The sequence below is a fragment of the Micropruina sp. genome (assembly GCF_047606665.1).
GTDB lineage: Bacteria > Actinomycetota > Actinomycetes > Propionibacteriales > Propionibacteriaceae > Micropruina.
The window spans coordinates 25,703-42,349 of record NZ_JASGEF010000064.1; the positions used below are offsets into that span (position 1 = coordinate 25,703).

At 67.9% G+C, this 16,647-nt stretch carries 17 protein-coding genes; 10 read left to right on the forward strand and 7 right to left on the reverse strand.

Annotation, left to right across the window (positions count from 1 at the left end; translation table 11 throughout):
• The first annotated feature begins 35 nt into the window (after nt 1-35).
• Genes gatC through gatB form a run of 3 tightly spaced genes read left to right on the forward strand, consistent with a single transcriptional unit; the run spans nt 36 to nt 3,357 of the window.
• Nucleotides 36-332: an Asp-tRNA(Asn)/Glu-tRNA(Gln) amidotransferase subunit GatC gene (gene gatC / locus QM619_RS15810; RefSeq protein ID WP_415110899.1), complete on the forward strand. Its 297-nt coding sequence runs from the start codon at nt 36-38 to the stop codon at nt 330-332.
• On the forward strand, nt 329-1,870 hold the full coding sequence (gatA, locus tag QM619_RS15815) for an Asp-tRNA(Asn)/Glu-tRNA(Gln) amidotransferase subunit GatA (protein WP_415110902.1): 1,542 nt from the start codon (nt 329-331) through the stop codon (nt 1,868-1,870). Before gatC ends, gatA begins: the two co-directional genes overlap by 4 nt.
• A 5-nt stretch (nt 1,871-1,875) precedes the next feature.
• Complete coding sequence (gene gatB, locus QM619_RS15820) at nt 1,876-3,357, forward strand: Asp-tRNA(Asn)/Glu-tRNA(Gln) amidotransferase subunit GatB (protein ID WP_415110905.1); 1,482 nt, start codon at nt 1,876-1,878, stop codon at nt 3,355-3,357.
• A 115-nt stretch (nt 3,358-3,472) separates the two neighbouring features.
• Here the strand turns inward: gatB and QM619_RS15825 are convergent, their stop codons facing one another.
• From QM619_RS15825 to serC, 6 genes are all read right to left on the reverse strand, one after another.
• A complete protein-coding gene (locus tag QM619_RS15825; protein ID WP_415110908.1) occupies nt 3,473-4,288 on the reverse strand; it encodes an inositol monophosphatase family protein in 816 nt (271 codons plus the stop codon).
• A gap of 441 nt (nt 4,289-4,729) precedes the next feature.
• Entirely contained in the window at nt 4,730-5,068 is a 339-nt protein-coding gene (locus QM619_RS15830; protein ID WP_415110911.1) for a CopG family ribbon-helix-helix protein, read from the reverse strand.
• Nucleotides 5,069-5,402: 334 nt separating this feature from the next.
• Entirely contained in the window at nt 5,403-6,011 is a 609-nt protein-coding gene (locus QM619_RS15835; protein ID WP_415110914.1) for a hypothetical protein, read from the reverse strand.
• Between the two features lie 217 nt (nt 6,012-6,228).
• Complete coding sequence (locus tag QM619_RS15840) at nt 6,229-6,768, reverse strand: ferritin (protein WP_415110917.1); 540 nt, start codon at nt 6,766-6,768, stop codon at nt 6,229-6,231.
• A gap of 213 nt (nt 6,769-6,981) precedes the next feature.
• Nucleotides 6,982-8,151 (reverse strand): phosphoglycerate dehydrogenase, encoded by a 1,170-nt coding sequence (locus QM619_RS15845; RefSeq protein ID WP_415110920.1) that lies wholly within the window; start codon nt 8,149-8,151, stop codon nt 6,982-6,984.
• Nucleotides 8,152-8,165: 14 nt separating this feature from the next.
• Complete coding sequence (serC, locus tag QM619_RS15850) at nt 8,166-9,245, reverse strand: 3-phosphoserine/phosphohydroxythreonine transaminase (protein ID WP_415110923.1); 1,080 nt, start codon at nt 9,243-9,245, stop codon at nt 8,166-8,168.
• A 106-nt stretch (nt 9,246-9,351) separates the two neighbouring features.
• On the opposite strand from serC, the gene QM619_RS15855 reads away from it, so the two are divergent.
• Nucleotides 9,352-9,855, forward strand: coding sequence for a hypothetical protein (locus QM619_RS15855; RefSeq protein ID WP_415110926.1), 504 nt, complete (start codon nt 9,352-9,354; stop codon nt 9,853-9,855).
• Here QM619_RS15855 and QM619_RS15860 read toward each other — a convergent pair.
• Nucleotides 9,774-10,409: a TIGR03085 family metal-binding protein gene (locus QM619_RS15860; protein WP_415110929.1), complete on the reverse strand. Its 636-nt coding sequence runs from the start codon at nt 10,407-10,409 to the stop codon at nt 9,774-9,776. The two genes, QM619_RS15855 and QM619_RS15860, sit on opposite strands and share 82 nt — an antisense overlap.
• Before the next feature lie 38 nt (nt 10,410-10,447).
• Between QM619_RS15860 and hisI the strand changes: the two genes are divergently transcribed.
• The 6 genes from hisI (at nt 10,448) to QM619_RS15890 (ending at nt 16,383) form a co-directional block, all read left to right on the forward strand.
• Complete coding sequence (hisI, locus tag QM619_RS15865; RefSeq protein ID WP_415110932.1) at nt 10,448-10,837, forward strand: phosphoribosyl-AMP cyclohydrolase; 390 nt, start codon at nt 10,448-10,450, stop codon at nt 10,835-10,837.
• Nucleotides 10,834-12,345 carry an anthranilate synthase component I gene (locus QM619_RS15870; protein WP_415110935.1) on the forward strand — a complete coding sequence of 504 codons (1,512 nt, stop codon included), beginning with the start codon at nt 10,834-10,836 and terminating at the stop codon, nt 12,343-12,345. The genes hisI and QM619_RS15870 overlap by 4 nt, the downstream gene beginning before the upstream one ends.
• Nucleotide 12,346: 1 nt before the next feature.
• Nucleotides 12,347-12,817 carry a Trp biosynthesis-associated membrane protein gene (locus QM619_RS15875; protein WP_415110940.1) on the forward strand — a complete coding sequence of 157 codons (471 nt, stop codon included), beginning with the start codon at nt 12,347-12,349 and terminating at the stop codon, nt 12,815-12,817.
• Nucleotides 12,818-12,907: 90 nt separating this feature from the next.
• Complete coding sequence (locus QM619_RS15880; protein ID WP_415110943.1) at nt 12,908-13,114, forward strand: HGxxPAAW family protein; 207 nt, start codon at nt 12,908-12,910, stop codon at nt 13,112-13,114.
• Between the two features lie 2 nt (nt 13,115-13,116).
• Nucleotides 13,117-13,899: an indole-3-glycerol phosphate synthase TrpC gene (trpC, locus tag QM619_RS15885; RefSeq protein WP_415110946.1), complete on the forward strand. Its 783-nt coding sequence runs from the start codon at nt 13,117-13,119 to the stop codon at nt 13,897-13,899.
• 459 nt (nt 13,900-14,358) lie between these two features.
• Nucleotides 14,359-16,383, forward strand: coding sequence for an IPT/TIG domain-containing protein (locus QM619_RS15890; protein WP_415110972.1), 2,025 nt, complete (start codon nt 14,359-14,361; stop codon nt 16,381-16,383).
• Nucleotides 16,384-16,647 lie beyond the last annotated feature (264 nt).

The following is a 16,647-nucleotide window of genomic DNA, read 5'->3' on the forward strand; positions in this document are numbered from 1 at the left end:
AGGATGGGCGGTCGGACGAGAGCGAGGAGCACACGGTGGCCCTGACCACAGCCGAGGTGGCCCGCCTGGCGGCGCTGGCCCGAGTGGAGTTGTCGGACGACGAGTTGGCCACGCTGGCGCCTCAGTTGGACGTCATCCTGGACGCCGTGGCGCAGGTCCGCGAGGTGGCCGGCGAAGACGTCCCGCCGATGTCGCATGCCCTGCCGCTGACCAACGTGTTCCGGGCCGACGAGGTGCGTCCGTCGCTGCCGGTCGAGGCGGTGCTGGCGGGTGCGCCGTCCGTCGAGGACGACCGGTTCCGGGTGCCGCGGATCCTGGGGGAGGAGCAATGAGCGACCTGTTGCGCCGCACGGCCGCCGACCTGGCCGGGCTGATCGCCGCCGGCGAGGCGTCCGCCCGCGAGGTTGCCCAGGCGCATCTGGACCGGATCGCGGCCGTCGACGGCGAGGTGAAGGCGTTCCTGCACGTGGACGCCGAGCGGGCATTGGCCGCCGCCGACGCGGTGGACGCCCGACGTGCTGCCGGCGACGAGCTCGGCCCGCTGGCCGGCGTCCCGCTCGCGGTGAAGGACATCTTCTGCATGACCGGTGCCCCGACCACCGCCGGCTCCCGGATCCTCGAAGGCTGGCACCCCCCGTACAACGCGACCGTCACCCGACGGGTGCTCGATGCCGGCCTGGTGGTGCTCGGCAAGACCAACCTGGACGAGTTCGCGATGGGCTCGTCGACGGAGAACTCCGGCTACGGCCCCACCCACAACCCGTGGGATCTCGAACGCATCCCGGGCGGTTCCGGCGGCGGATCGGCGGCCGCGCTGGCCGCCTTCGAGGCCCCGCTGGCGCTCGGCACCGACACCGGCGGCTCGATCCGGCAGCCGGCGTCCGTCACCGGCACGGTCGGGGTGAAACCGACCTACGGCGGCACGTCGCGCTACGGGGTGATCGCGATGGCGTCCAGCCTCGACCAGCCCGGCCCGTGCGGACGCACCGTGCTGGACACCGCGCTGCTGCACCAGGCGATCGCCGGCTGGGATCCGATGGACTCGACCTCGATCGATGCCCCCGTCCCGGACGTCGTCGCGGCAGCCCGGCGGGCCGATGTGGCCGGGATGCGGATCGGCGTAGTGAAAGAACTCGGCGGCGAGGGTTACGCGCCTGGCGTCGAGCTGCGTTTCCGTGAGGCCCTGGACGCCCTGGAACAGCTGGGTGCCGAGATCGTCGAGGTGTCCTGCCCGAACTTCCGCTACGCGCTGGGCGCCTACTACCTGATCATGCCCAGTGAGGTGTCCTCGAACCTGGCCCGCTTCGACGCCATGCGCTACGGCCTGCGGATCGGCGACGACGGGTCGTCGAGTGCTGAAGAGGTGATGGCCCGGACCCGCGGTGCCGGTTTCGGCGCCGAGGTGAAGCGCCGGATCATCATCGGCACCTACGCGCTGAGCTCCGGCTATTACGACGCCTACTACGGCTCGGCGCAGAAGGCCCGGACGCTTATCGCCCGCGACTTCGAGGCCGCGTTCGCGTCGGTCGACGTGCTGGTGTCTCCGTCCACGCCGACCACGGCGTTCCGGATCGGGGAACGCACCGACGACCCGCTGGCGATGTATGCCGCCGACCTGTGCACCATTCCGTCCAATATGGCCGGCAATGCTTCGGGTTCGTTCCCGTGCGGGCTGGCACCCGAGGACGGCTTGCCGGTCGGCTTCCAGGTGATGGCGCCGGTGCTCGCCGACGACCGGGTGTACCGGGTGGGTGCGGCGCTGGAGGGTGCACTGGCGAGTCGTTGGGGTGGGGTCTTGACCGACCAGTTGTGGACGCGGGAGAGCAGTGCCCGAGAGATCGGTGCCCGAGAGAGTGGGGGAACGCTGTGACTTTGATGGCCTACGAAGACGTCCTGGCCGCCTACGATCCCGCGCTGGGGTTGGAGGTGCACGTCGAGCTGAACACGGCGTCCAAGATGTTCTGCGGCTGCTCGACCGCGTTCGGTGCGGCGCCGAACACCCAGACCTGCCCGGTCTGTCTCGGGCTGCCCGGCGCGCTGCCGGTGGTGAACGCGCAGGCGATCGAATCGGTGATCCGGATCGGGCTGGCGTTGAACTGCTCGATCGCGCCGTGGTGCCGGTTCGCGCGGAAGAACTACTTCTATCCGGACATGCCGAAGAACTTCCAGACCTCGCAGTACGACGAGCCGATCTGCTTCGACGGCTGGACCGAGGTCGAGGTAGACGGGGTCACCTACCGGGTTGAGATCGAGCGGGTGCACATGGAGGAGGACGCCGGCAAGCTCACCCATGTCGGCGGTTCGACCGGCCGCATCCAGGGCGCCGACCACTCGCTGCTCGACTACAACCGGGCCGGCGTCCCACTGATGGAGATCGTCACCAAACCGGTGCTGGGCACCGGGGCGGCCGCACCCAAGGTGGCCCGTGCGTATATGGCGCAGCTGCGCGAGTTGCTGCGTGCGCTCGGTGTCTCCGACGTCCGGATGGAGCAGGGGTCGCTGCGCTGTGACGCGAACGTGTCGCTGGCACCGTCCGGTTCGGATGTCCTGGGCACCCGCACCGAGACCAAGAACGTGAACTCGCTGCGTTCGGTGGAGCGGGCGCTGACCTACGAGATCCAGCGCCAGGGCGAGGTGTTGGCGTCCGGTGGCCGGGTGCATCAGGAGACTCGGCACTGGCACGAGGACGGTGGCTACACCTCGCCGGGACGTTCCAAGGAGCAGGCCGAGGACTACCGCTACTTCCCCGAGCCCGACCTGGTGCCGGTTGCGCCGGCGCCGGAATGGGTGGCGGACCTGCGGCTCACCCTGCCCGAACCGCCCGCGCAGCGCCGTCGTCGGCTGGTGGCCGAGTGGGGCTTCACCGAGTTGGAGATGCGGGACGTCTCGGGCACCGGTTCGCTCGACCTGATCGTGGAGACGGTGACCGCCGGGGCTGCGCCGGGCGCGGCTCGCAAGTGGTGGTCGGGCGAGTTGGCCCGGCGGGCGAACGCCGCCGGCGTCGAGCTCGAAGACGTCGGCATCACCCCTGGTCAGGTGGCCGAACTACAGGTGCTGATCGACGCCGGCACGATCAACGACAAGCTGGCCCGCCAGGTGATCGACGGGGTGCTGGCCGGCGAAGGCTCGCCCGCCGAGGTGGTCGAAGCCCGCGGCCTGGCCGTGGTCTCCGACGACGGCGCGCTCACCGCGGCCGTGGACGCCGCGATCGCCGCCAACCCGGACGTCGCCCAGCGGATCCGCGACGGCAAGGTCCAGGCCGCCGGCGCCCTGATCGGTGCCGTGATGAAGGCGATGCGGGGACAAGCGGACGCCGCCCGGGTCCGCGAGCTCATCCTCGAACGCCTCGCCGGCTGAGCTATCCGGACGCCGTCATCCCGGCGAACGCCGGGATCTCCGCCGACCGGAGTGCTCCGGGGACGGCTGTCTTGGTCACCGGGGACGGTTCTCCTGGTCATCGGAGACGGGGAACTCAATCCAGTGCTGGGCCAAGCTCCTCGCGCACCAGGCGCCAGACCGTTGCGTTCGCTGCCGCCAGCAGGCTGGCTCCGTCCCTGCCCGGCGAGTACGGCGTGCCGTCCCAGCGCCGGACGCAGCCACCCGCCTCTTCGATATAGAGCGTTCCCGGCGCGTGGTCCCAGGGCAGCAGCCGATGGAACCGGACGAACTCCTGCGACCCTGCCACGATCAGTGGATATTCGACGCCGGCGCAGTATTGTCCGGGTCCGATCTTCCCGAACCGGGTCGCCACCTCCGCGATCGACGTCCGCTGCCGCGGAGTCAAGAACTTGCCGAGGACCGCGCCACGAAGTTCGCTGACCGTGTTCGGGGCGGGTGGGATGTATTGCCGGACGCCGTTGCGGAACGCGCCGGCGCGTCGCTCCGCCACATATCCGACCCGGTCGAGCGGGCACCACATCCAGGACGCGACGGTGTGGCCGGCCTCGACCAAGGCGACCATGACGGCGAATTCCGGACGGCCGCTCACGAAATTCTGCGTGCCGTCCAGCGGGTCGATCAGCCAGCAGGCGCCGTCCGTCTTCAAGGCATTGAGCAGGCCGGGGTCGGCCGCTGCGGCTTCCTCGCCGATCACCGTCGCGTCCGGACGCAGGCCGCGCAGGACGTCCGCGACCCGGACCTCTGCCTCGCGATCGGCGATCGTCACCAGTTCGCCGGGCGACTTCTCTTCCACCTCGCCGTCGCGGAGTGCCCGGAAGCGAGGCAGGATCACCTCGTCGGCGATCGCGGCGAGCGCCGGAATGATGTCGTCGGTCGGAATCGTGGGCACAGATTTCCCTTCGCCACCTGATCGTCCCGGACACCATAGCGTTCGCTCACCGCGACTTTCGCGGCGCGCATAGGCGGGCACTTCCGCCACTCGGCCGGTCCTCGACCCAGGAACGGTTCTGGCCGATCCGAACTCGCGTTTGGGGACGGTTCGCGGCGTGGAACCGTCCCCCAACGTTCGAAAATCGAACTCTCGAGAACCGTCCCCAGTGAGCGCAACCAGCAACGGAGGGCCGGCCGGTCAGGCGTCCGATGAGAGCGGGACGGCGGGGAAGTCGACCGGGACGTCCAGCGCGATGTTGATGGTAGTTGGTGAACAGGTTCAGGGCGACCTGAGCGATGGTCTCGACGATCTCACGGTCGTTCCAGCCGTGATCGCGCAACCGCTGCACGTCGGCGGCGTCGACCGCGCCCCGACGATCGACCAGACTCCGCTTGATGATCAGTGCCGCGCCAGGTAGTCGTCCAGGGCCTCTCGAACCACCTCCGATGCGCTCCGTCCTTGCGCCGCGGCGACCGCGTTCAGCCTCAACCGGGTCGACGATGGAATCCGCAGGTTCAGCGCGGGCGACCGCTCGCCGGGCGCTGTCAACGACGGCCTTCCCACACCTCTGGCCGCGCGCTCGGCCAACTGCTCCGCCCGTTCCTCGGTGAGCCGCTCACCACCGACCATGAGGTACTCGTCATCCAGATCGACGTTCCGGACGCGCACGTCGGCGCCGAAGCTCTCTGGAAAGCCGCTCGGTGGTTTCGGATTCCGGGTCATATCCGCCTCCTCCAATGTGCGGGCATCGCATGCACCACCGCGAAACCGCCGCCCCGGTCGTCGCGAACGACACCCACTCGATCGGAAGTCCCGTGGCATCCGTGCCCATAGATCGCCAAGTCCGTGGCCGTCCATCCGCACGAAGCTCGCCGTAACCAGGGCCTCCCTGATGCGACGCGACGACAACCGATGCTTGCGAGCCGAACGGGTCACTCGCGCCTCGATCATTTCGATGTCGCCTCCATAATAATGCAACACATAATTTAGGCAAGGTGTGATTTGATGGCGCGTTTGGGCGGGGTGCCGCGTCCGTGATTGAGAAGTCTCGCTCCGAGAGACCAGCCGGCAGCTACCAGTTGGGCTCGATCATGTGCCGGTGGTGCCAGTTGCGGTGTCCGCTGCGACCGCGCACCCAATAGTTGGCGTGCGCCCAGGCAGCGTCCTCGTCGATCGAGAACGGGGACGACCGGGCCGCTCGCCATGCCCGCATCTCGATCAGGCGGTCCGTCAAGCGGTCGGAGGCGAGACGTTCGGAGAGCTGGTCGAACAGCGCGGATTCCTCGGCGCCGCCGCTGACCAGCAGCGCGTAGGCGACGGTGACCACCTGGTCGTCGCTGAGGCCGTCCAGGCCGGAGCGGACGATCTCATTGCGGATGATCGGCGGCGACAACAGCATCTCGTGGCGCCAGTCGTAGGTCTCGTCGGCCAGCGCCGTGCGCAAGGCGTCCAGCACCAACTCCGGGTAGCACTCGCGCTGTGCCACCGGAAGCAGCCGGCGCAGTCGTGGCAGCAGGACGTTCTCTGCCCGGCCGATCCGGGACGCGAGCGACCGCAACTCCAGCCCGTCGCGCACCCCTTGAACCATCAGCTCGTAGTCGGACATCACCCACGGCTGACCGTGACGGTTCGGCTTCTTGGTGGCCTCGTGATGAGTGGGCAGGGCGATCAAGGACTCCATGGCGGCACCTTTCAGGACAGGACGTCGCCATCCTGCTCAGCCGGTGTTGTCTGGAGTGTTGCCCGGACGAGCCCAGGTGTTGTCAGTCTCCCGACTCCGGCCGACTCTGTCCGAGCCGGTGACCAAGAGAACCGCCCCCAGTGACCAAGAGCACCGTCCCCAGTGACCAAGAGAACCGTCCCCAGTGACCAAGAGAACCGTCCCCAGTGACCGCGGACTACAGCGCCCCGCCGGCTGCCTCGGGGGCCGAGGTGTCGTGGCCGGAATCTCCGACCGCTTCGCGGGCCAGGAACTCTTCCAGGTGGAACCAGTTGTCACCGGCGCGTTCGGCGACCGCCAGCAGGGTGGACATCGAGGAGACCTCTTCGACCTGCTCCTTGAGGAACCACAGCATGAACTGCTCGCCGAGGGCGTCGTCCTCGGCCCTGGCGGCGCGGAACAGGGCCTCGATCTGGCCGGTGACCTCCTTCTCCTGGCGCAGTGCCAGCGCGATCGGTGCGGTCACCGAATCGAAGTCGGTCTGCGGGTCGTCCAGGCCCCTGATCACCGGATTGACGTCCCGGTCGAGCAGGTACTGGACGAGCATCATCGCGTGATTGCGCTCCTCGACCGACTGACGGTAGAAGTGCGCGGCCAGCTGAGGCAGATCCTTGGCGTCGAACCACACCGCCACCGCGATGTACTGCTGGCTGGCGGAGAACTCATTGCGGACCTGCGCCTGGAGCAGGCCCATGAAGGTGGATTCGGTCGCGTTCATGCCGTCCACGCTACGCGCGATCTGCTCGCTGGCAAGCCTTGGTGGTGCCATCCGCCATCCGGGACTCAGGATCCGGTGGACGCCAGGGTGCGCCGATCTCACCATCGGTGCCCGCTGTCACGTTCGCCGACAGCTTTCGTGCTATTTCATGAAATCGGTCACGAAACCGGCCATCGGCTCCCGATGGTGAGATCGACGCACTCGACTCCCAACTCACAGCAGCCGCGCGGACAACACCCCGTCGATACCTTGGATCCGGGTCAGCACGTCGTCGGGGACCGCACCCTCGACGTCCACCAGGGTGTAGGCCAGGTCGCCGCGCGATTTGTTCAGCAGGTCCGAGATGTTCAGTCCGGCCCCGGCCAGCATGGTGGAGATCTGACCGACCATGTTCGGCACATTGCTGTTCGCGATCGCCACTCGCCGGGTACCGGCGCCGCGGGGCAGCCGGGCGTCCGGGAAGTTCACCGAGTTCTGAATGGTGCCTTCCTCCAGGTACCAGCGCAGCTGGTCGGCGGCCATCCGGGCGCAGTTCTCCTCGGCCTCGTTGGTGGACGCCCCGAGGTGCGGCAGGGTGACCACCCGCGGCCGCTTGTTCAGCGTCGGAGTGGGGAAGTCACACACGTAGCCACGAATCTGGTTGGCGTCCAGCGCGGCCAGCAGGCTGGGCTCGTCCACGATCGGGCCGCGGGCGAAGTTCAGCAGCACCGCGGACGACTTCATCGCCGCGAACTGCGGGGCACCGATCAGCCCCTTGGTGCCGGCCACCAGCGGCACGTGCAGGGTGACGATGTCGGAGCGGCGCAACAGGTCGTCGAGCGAGGTGACGTGCTCGACCTGGGACGACAGCGCCCAGGCGTGCTGCACGGTGATGCCGGGGTCGTAGCCCAGCACATGCATGCCGAGCGAGATCGCCACGTTGGCCACCTCGACACCGACGGCGCCCAGCCCGATCACGCCGAGCACGCGTCCGGGCAGCTCGAAGCCGACGTAGTTCTTCTTGCCAGCCTCGACCAGCTTGTCCATCGTGGCGTGGTCGCCTTCGAGCCGGTGGGCGAAGGCGGCGGCGTCCACAATGTTCCGGGCGGCCAGGAATAGTCCGGCCACCACAAGCTCTTTCACCGCGTTGGCGTTGGCGCCGGGGGTGTTGAACACCGGAATGCCGTGCTTGGAGTATTCGGCGACCGGAATGTTGTTGGTGCCGGCCCCGGCCCGCGCCACGGCCAGAACCGACGCCTCGATCGGCTGGTTGTGCAGGCTGGCGGACCGCAGCAGCAGGGCGTCCGGCTGGGTGACGTCGTGGCCGACCAGGTAGCGGTCGGCGGGCAGCCGGGACAGCCCTGCCTGGCTGATTGCGTTCAGGGTGCGAATGCGAAAAGGCATGGTGATAGTGAGCGTCAGCCGTTGCTGCGCTCGAACTCCTTCATGAAGTCGATGAGAGCCAGGACGCCCTCCAGGGGCATGGCGTTGTAGATGCTAGCCCGCATGCCGCCGACACTGCGGTGGCCGGCCAGGTTGGTGAGACCGGCGTCCGCGGCCTGCGCCACGAAGGTCTTCTCCAGCTCGGGCTTGGCGATCAGGAACGGGACGTTCATCCACGACCGGCTGTCGGCCTGCACCGGGTTGGCGTAGAAGTCAGAGCCGTCGATGAAGCCGTACAGCGCGTCGGCCTTGGCCTTGTTGCGCTCGGCCATCGCCGGCAGCCCGCCCTGGGCCTGCACCCATTCGTAGACCAGGCCGAGCAGGTACCAGCCGAAGGTCGGCGGGGTGTTCAGCATCGAGCCGTTGGCCGCCATCTTGGCGTAGCTCCACACTGCCGGGGTGGTCGGCCGGGCCCGCTCCAGCAGGTCGTCGCGGACGATCACCACGCACATGCCGGACGGCCCCATGTTCTTCTGGGCGCCGGCGTAGATGACGCCGAATTTCGACACGTCGACCGGACGGGACAGGATCGTCGAGCTCATGTCGGCGACCAGCGGGATATCGCCGGCGTCCGGGACGTAGCCGAACTCGACACCGCGGATGGTCTCGTTGGGCGTGTAGTGCAGGTACGCGGCGTCCGCGCCGACCTGGAACGAGCCTTCGGCGGGCACCCGGACGTAGTTGTCGGGCTTCTCGTCGGCGATCACCCGCGGCGTGACGTACTTCTTCGCCTCGGCGATCGCCTTGGCCGACCAGTCGCCGGTGCTCACGAAGTCGGCCGGGGCGCCGTCGGCGGCCAGGTTGAACGGGACGGCGGCGAACTGCCCGAAGGCGCCGCCCTGCAGGAACAGCACCCGGTAGTTCTCCGGAATGCCCATCACGGCGCGCAGGGTGGCCTCGACCCGTTCGGCGCAGGCGATGAACTCCTTGCTGCGATGCGACACCTCCATCACCGACATCCCGGAGCCGTCCCAGTCGAGCAACTCGTCCTTCGCGTGCTGCAGGACGGGCTCGGGGAGCATGGCGGGGCCGGCGGAGAAGTTGTAGACGCGCATGTCCCGATTCTTTCAGTGCCGTGCCGGGGCCGGTGCCGGGACGGCGTTTTCGGTCAGTCGCGGCAGCCGACACAAGCTCATTCGGACCGGCTGGCAGAATGGGGCGATGCCTAGGGAACCGCTGATCAATCATGTCCCGGCTGCCACCCGGCCCGCCGCCCCGGCTGGCGATCAGGCGCCCGGTGAGGCCGTGCGGAGTTGGCCACGCTGGGTGCGGATCGGGCTGGGTGTGGCGTTCGCTCTGGCGCTGATCGCACACTTCTGCGGCCTGTATCTACCGGCCGAACCGGACGCCTCACAGTGGTTCCCGAACTCGGACAAGGTGCTGCACTTCCTCGGCTTCGGCATTCCCTCTACGCTGGCGGTTCTGTTGACCCTGCGCTGGTTGCCGATCGCGGTGTTCGCCGCCCATGCGGTGGTCAGCGAGATCGCCCAGGGCATGCTGCTGCCCGGTCGCGACGGCGACCCGATGGACGTCCTCGCCGACATCACCGGTGTGCTGGTGTCGGTTGCGGCGTGGTGGTGGCTTCAGCGTCCGCGTGCCTCGGCGACAGCCTCGTCGAGTCCGACGAACCGGACGCCGGCGGCGGCCCGGCGTCCGAACGCGTAGAGCAGTAACTCGGTCGGTTCGCCGATCACGGTGACCAGCCGCTCGCCCTTGCCGACCCGGACGACCTGCGCGGGGCGTCCGGCCCATTCTAGGGCCAGCGGCACCGCGGTACCACGCAGCATCAGCTTCCCCATCCCGGCCAACTGCGACCAGGCCCAGGCCTGGAATTCCTCGTCGCGCGCCGGTTCCGGAATCTCGTTCGGACGCCGCACGTCCATGCCGTGGATCAGGAACTCGGTGGCGTTCGCCGCGGCGTCCACGGCCGGAATCGAGAACAGCGACCTACGCGGCGGGCCCTGGCGCAGCTTCGCCACGAGTTCGGCGTAGTTGCCGCGCTTCAGTTCTGCCACTCGTGCCTCGTAGCGTCCGGCAAAGGCCGGGACGACGGCACCGATGGCGTTGGACGGCTCCCCGTCGCGAATGTAGAGGTGGACCAGCAGATCGTGGGCCGTCCAGCCCTCGCACAAGGTGGTCGCGGTGGGTCCGACCTCCAGCAGGGCGTCGCAGGTGTAGGCACGTTCGGCCCTGGCGCGGTCGTTCACGGCATGCGGCATTGGCTCAGCCTAGTGGGAGGCCCTGACACAATGACCGGGTGAGTCTCGACCCTGCCGTCGCCGCGCGGCTCAAGCGCAATCCGGACCAACTGGTGCCCGCGATCGTCCAGGACGCCACCTCGCGGGAGGTGCTGATGCTGGCCTGGATGGACGACGAGGCACTGGCCCGCACCCTGTCCAGCCGGCGTGGCACCTACTGGTCGCGCAGCCGCCGCGAGTACTGGGTAAAGGGCGAAACCTCGGGGCACACCCAGCATGTCCGGCAGGTGTCACTGGACTGCGACGGCGACACATTGCTGGTGCTGGTCGACCAGACCGGGCCGGCCTGCCACACCGGCACCACAAGCTGCTTCACCGACCGCGCACTGCTCACCGAGCCATCGTCGGTCGAACCTGGCGCCACCACACAGACCGAGGAGAGCCGATGACCACCCTGCCGGTCACCCCCAACCTGGACGAATTCCTCGAGCTCGCCCGCGAACGCCGGGTGATCTCGGTGTATACCCGGCTGCTCGCCGACGATCTGACCGCGGTCGGGCTGTACCACCGGCTCTGCGGCGACCGCGACCACACCTTCCTGCTGGAGTCGGCCGACAACGGCATGTGGTCGCGCTGGTCGTTCGTCGGCGTCCACGCGGTCGCGACGCTGACCGAGTCGGGCGGCGAGGCGCAGTGGAGCGGACGCCCGCTCGCTGGCCTGCCGACCGGGGGCGATCCGTTGCAGGTGCTGGCCGAAACCCTGCGGATTCTGCACACCCCCGCCGACGAGAACCTGCCGCCGTTGACGTCCGGCATGGTCGGCTACCTGGCGTACGACGTCGTCCGGCGCCTCGAGGTGCTGCCGGACGGCAACCCCGACGACCTCGAATTGCCCGAGCTGGTGATGATGATGGTCAGCGACATGGCCATTCTCGATCACCACACCGGTGAGGTGTGGCTGCTGGCCAACGCCTTCAACTTCGACGATTCGGCCGAGCGGGCCGACCTTGCCTGGGCGGACGCCCGCGACCGGGTGCTGGCGATGGCCACGCAGCTGACCGAGCCGCTGGCCCCGGCGATCGCCGTCGTCGACCCGCAGACCAGCGCGCCTCAGATCCGGCGGCAGCGGACGCCCGAGGAGTATGAGACCGCGGTGCTGGCCGCGGTGGAGGAGATCAAGGCGGGTGAGGCATTCCAGATCGTGCCCAGCCAGCGTTTCGACATCGACACCGACGCCGACCCGCTCGACGTGTACCGGATTCTGCGGCGCACCAATCCGAGCCCCTACCTGTACCTGCTGCGGCTGCCGGGACTGGCCGTCGTCGGTTCGAGTCCCGAGGCACTGGTCACGGTCAGCAACGGACGCGCCGAGACCCATCCGATCGCCGGCTCCCGGCCACGGGGCAGTTCGGTGGCCGAGGACGCTGCGATGGAGGCCGAGCTGTTGGCCGACCCGAAGGAGCGGGCCGAGCACCTGATGCTGGTCGATCTCGGCCGCAATGACCTGGGCCGGGTGTGCCGTCCGGGGTCGGTCGAGGTGGTCGAGTTCATGAAGGTGCGGCGCTACAGCCACATCATGCATTTAGAGGCCGCGGTGATCGGCGAACTGTCGGCGGACCGGACGGCGCTCGACGTCACCCTGTCCTGCTTCCCGGCCGGCACTTTGTCGGGGGCGCCGAAGGTGCGGGCGATGGAGATCATCGACGAACTGGAAGCGTCCCGACGCGGCCTGTACGGCGGCGGGGTCGGCTACTTCGACTTCGCCGGCAATTCCGATGTGGCGATCGCGATCCGGACGGCGGTGCTGACCGGCGGCGTCGCCCATGTGCAGGCCGGGGCAGGCATCGTCGCGGACTCGATTCCGCACAACGAAGAGATCGAGGTGCGCAACAAGGCGGCGGCCGTTATCCAGGCCATCGAGAGTGCGCACCGGTTGCGCCGCCTCGACCGGAGCTGACATGCGCAGACTGGCGACCGTCCTGCTCTGGCTCGGGTGCGCGGCGGCATTGCTCGGCGCCACCCAGCCCTGGTGGTCGGCGGGGGAGCGCACCGCGGCAAGCGGGGGACAGGCGACCTCGGGTGCCGCGGTCGCCCTGATGCTGGCGGCCGCCGCGGGAGCTTTCCTGGGCAGCTGGCTGAGATCGATAGGACGCCGCATCGTCCTCGGCCTGGTTGCGGTGCTCGCCGTGGGCAGCATCGTGGTGGCGATCACCGCCACCGTGCCCACGTTGCCGGGCAGCACCCTGGGGGACGCCCTGGCCTTGGTCGCGACGCCGTGGCGGTGGGTCTACCTCGCCGGTGCCGTCCTGGTCGCCGTCGGCGCGGTGCTGGTGCAGTTCGCCGGGCCGCCGCCGGCGCGGACCGCGTCCGCTCCCAATCCGGGAATGGACGCCTGGAAGGCCCTGGACGCCGGCGAAGATCCCACCTGAGCACCCTGTATCCGCGTGCCGCGGGTGGCGGAGGAGGGCCGGGCCGGTCAGAATAGGACGGCACCAGCGCATCGACAGCAGGAGGTCTCTATGAGCGGCAACGGCAAGCACTACCATCACGGCCGCACGCCGGCGGCGTGGACCGGCAGCATGGTGTCCGGTGTGGGCTTCCTGCTCGGCACGGTCGCCTTCCTGATCGGGCCGAACTGGGTGCTGGTCTGGATCTCGATCGCGATCATCCTGGGCGGCGCGGTGGTCGGCGGCATCATGAGCAAGATGGGCATGGGCCAGGCCTGACGATGGGTGTGCTGGACGAGATCGTCGCCGGCGTCCGCGAAGATCTCGATGAACGACGCGCGCGCCGAAGCCTCGATGAACTGGCGGCAGTCGTCGCCCTGATGGACGCGACCCGCGACCCGATGCCGGCCTTCCGCGCCGAGCCGCTCGCGGTGATCGCCGAAGTGAAGCGTTCCAGCCCGAGCAAGGGCGCACTGGCCGACATCCCCGATCCGGCCGCGTTGGCCGCGGAGTATGCGGCAGGCGGGGCGTCCGCGATCTCGGTACTGACCGAGAAGCGCCGGTTCAACGGCACACTGGCCGACCTGGTCGCTGTCCGGGCGGCTGTGGACGTCCCGGTGCTGCGCAAGGATTTCATCGTCACCCACTACCAGCTCTGGGAGGCCCGTGCCGCGGGCGCCGACCTTGCCCTGCTGATCGTGGCAGCCCTGACCGACGACGAGTTGTCGGCGCTGTCGGAGACGGCGAGGATGCTCGGGCTCACCGCACTGGTGGAGGTGCATACCGCGGACGAGGCACGCCGGGCGGTCGCCGCCGGCGCGTCCCTGATCGGGGTCAACAACCGCAATCTGCAGACCCTGGACGTCGACCTGGCCCAGTTCGAGCGGCTGGCCGGGCTGATCCCGGACGACGTGGTGAAGGTTGCCGAATCCGGCATTTTGTCCACCGCTGACGTCCGTCGGGTTGCGGACGCCGGCGCCGACGTCATCCTGGTCGGCGAGGCCCTGGTCCGACACGGCGACCCGCGGAGCGCGGTCGCGGACTTCATCGCTGCCGGCTCCTGACCGAGGTCAGCGCGGGCACACCTGCACGGCGATCCGGACGAAAGGTTCGGGCCGATGCTGAGCTTGGAATGGCAGTGGGGACGGGCGAGATTGTAGTTTCCGGCAATACGCTTGACTCGGCCGACGCCATCTAGGCCCCATCTGCAAATCTCGGCAGGCTGGAAGTCCGTGACAACAATCTGACGTGGTGACACTAACGGCAACGGCAACGTCACGAACCCGCCAACGGAGATCGGGATGGCCTCGCCATCACGATCATCGGCGCCGAGTTCGACTCGAAGCTGGAATGTTGGAGGTAGTTCCGCTAGGTTGTGGGAAGGCGCCTCCAAATCCTATGCGGGCGCCTGGGCCTCAAGAGTTCCTGGTGGCCCGGCTTCTAGCAGGAGAACTCGAGTGCCAGCAACGAAAGCGCCTATCTGGGTTTGGGGTGCCGTTGCAGTCCTGATGTCATCGGTATCGATGTCGGGTGCCCCGGTCGCATCGGCAGAGCCGATCCCGTCGCCGTCGCCTCCCGCGACTTCAGCGTCAGCGAGCATTTCGGCCGCGTCAGTGCCCTCTGTGACCGGAGTCTCACCCGCACGTGGCCGAACGGCCGGCAAGACGGTCGTGACGCTCACCGGCCAAGGATTCAGCGGCGCCAAGCGGGTAGCGTTCGGCACGAACATCGGCTCGCGCCTGACCATCATCTCCGACACGAAGCTGCAGGTCGCGGCTCCTGCCGGGAAGGGGACCGTGCCGGTCCGGGTCACGACGAAGGCTGGTGCGACCTCGCCGAAGTCCGGGAAGGCCATCTATCGCTACGTGTCCGCGCCCACGGTGGCGAAAGTTTCGCCCAAATCTGGCAGCGCCGACGGCAAGACGTCGGTGACCATTACGGGAAAGAATTTCGTCGACGTCACCGGGGTTCGCTTCGGCAACGCGCCCGGCACCGATATCCGGGTCATCTCAGAGAAGAAGCTCGTCGTCAGCACACCGGCCCACGCGGCGGGCACGGTCTACGTCCGGGTCGCCACCGCACACGGAACATCACCCAAGACGACTCACGGAAAATTTTCCTTCGCTGCCGGACCCACGGTGAGGGAGATCTCGCCCACGTCCGGGCCTGAGGCCGGCGGTACCACGGTCACGATCACCGGCAGCGGTTTCACCGAACTGACCCAGGTCACCTTCGGTGGTGTTCCGGGAACCAACCTGAACGTCATCTCCAGCCGAAAGCTCACCGTCACCACGCCCCCGAGGAAGGACGGCGTGGTCGATGTGCTCGTCACCGGACGCTACGGCACCAGCCAGCCCACGACGGCCACCCGATACACCTACACGCCGGCCTGCGCTCGCACCGTCATCGAGGTCAGTGGGGAGATCACGGAAGACACCACATGGAAGGCAGGCTGTGGAATCGTCTACCACATCACCGGTGCGGTCCTCGTAGAAGGATCCGGGCCGCCTCGCCTGCTCGACCCGGCCAAGCTGACCATACAGGCCGGCACGATCGTCAAATTCGATGACGGCGCGTCACTGGTGGCGGCGCCCGGATGGGTGGTTGTCGAGGGAACCTCCGAAAACCCCGTGATCTTTACCAGCATCGACGATGACACCGCCAGCGGTGACACCAACAACAACGGCGACCGTACGAAGCCAAAGGCACGCAGTTGGGGTGGTGTCGTCGCCCAGGCTAATGCCGGCGTCATCCGAATTAATTCGCTCGATATGCGGTACGGTGGCGATATAACCGGAGGCTATGGTGGCGGCATGATCGGGCAAAGTCCGTCAACGGTGCGAGTGACGAATTCCACCCTGTTCCAGAGCGGCAGCATCCTCGCCAAGATCTTTTTCGAATTTGTGCCGTACGACCCTGTCCTGATCGTTGGTAACACCCTCACGTCGTCAGGCACTATCAGTGTCGCCGGCCAGGCGGCAGCGGAGAATTCCGTTCCCATTCAGGTCACGGACAATACCGTCATTGGGTCGGACAGTTCAGAGCCAGCCTTCTCCGTGGTAAGCTCTCGGCTCCAGCCGTCTCTCCTCACGGGCAATACAGGTCGAGACAACAAGGTCAACGCCTTTCGCATCCATGGGACGCTCGTCGAGAACTGGACTCTTTCCACCACAGGGCTGCCCTACATCGTAGGAGCTCCTTGGCGTTTGATCGGGGCGCCAGGGGACGCCGACGGTCTCAACGTCGACAAAGGTGTCACGCTCACCGTTCCAGCCGGGGCCGTCCTGAAGTTCCAGCGGGTCACCGTCGTCTACCCCGAGCCGCTGACGCGCCCTGCGCCCATCGGCATATCGGGCGACGGGACGCTGGTCGTGAAGGGCACCGCTGCCAAGCCGGTTGTTTTCACCAGCATCCACGACGACACCGTCGGTGGCGACACCAATGGTGACGGAGACGCCACCAAACCCGCCGCAGGCGACTGGGACGGCCTCGCCATCCGCGAGACCGGAACGCTCGAGGCCACCTTCCTCGACATCCGCTACGCCTGATCGGTCATCTCAGCCGCAACGCTCACGATCACCAGCATCGCCCCCGTATCAGGACCTGCCAGCGGAGGTGCCACCGTCACCGGCTCGCACCTCGCCGAAAGAGTGAACTGGAATATCCAGCGTGAGCGCTGTTAAGTCAAAGGTTGGGATGTTCGGGTAGCGGGACTACGTTGTGAGAGGAGCCCGCTGCGACGCGGGCGTCAAGACCCCGGAGTTCCCGAGGCCTGACCATATGTCAGGTCAGGAGGACTCAAATGCGAGCAA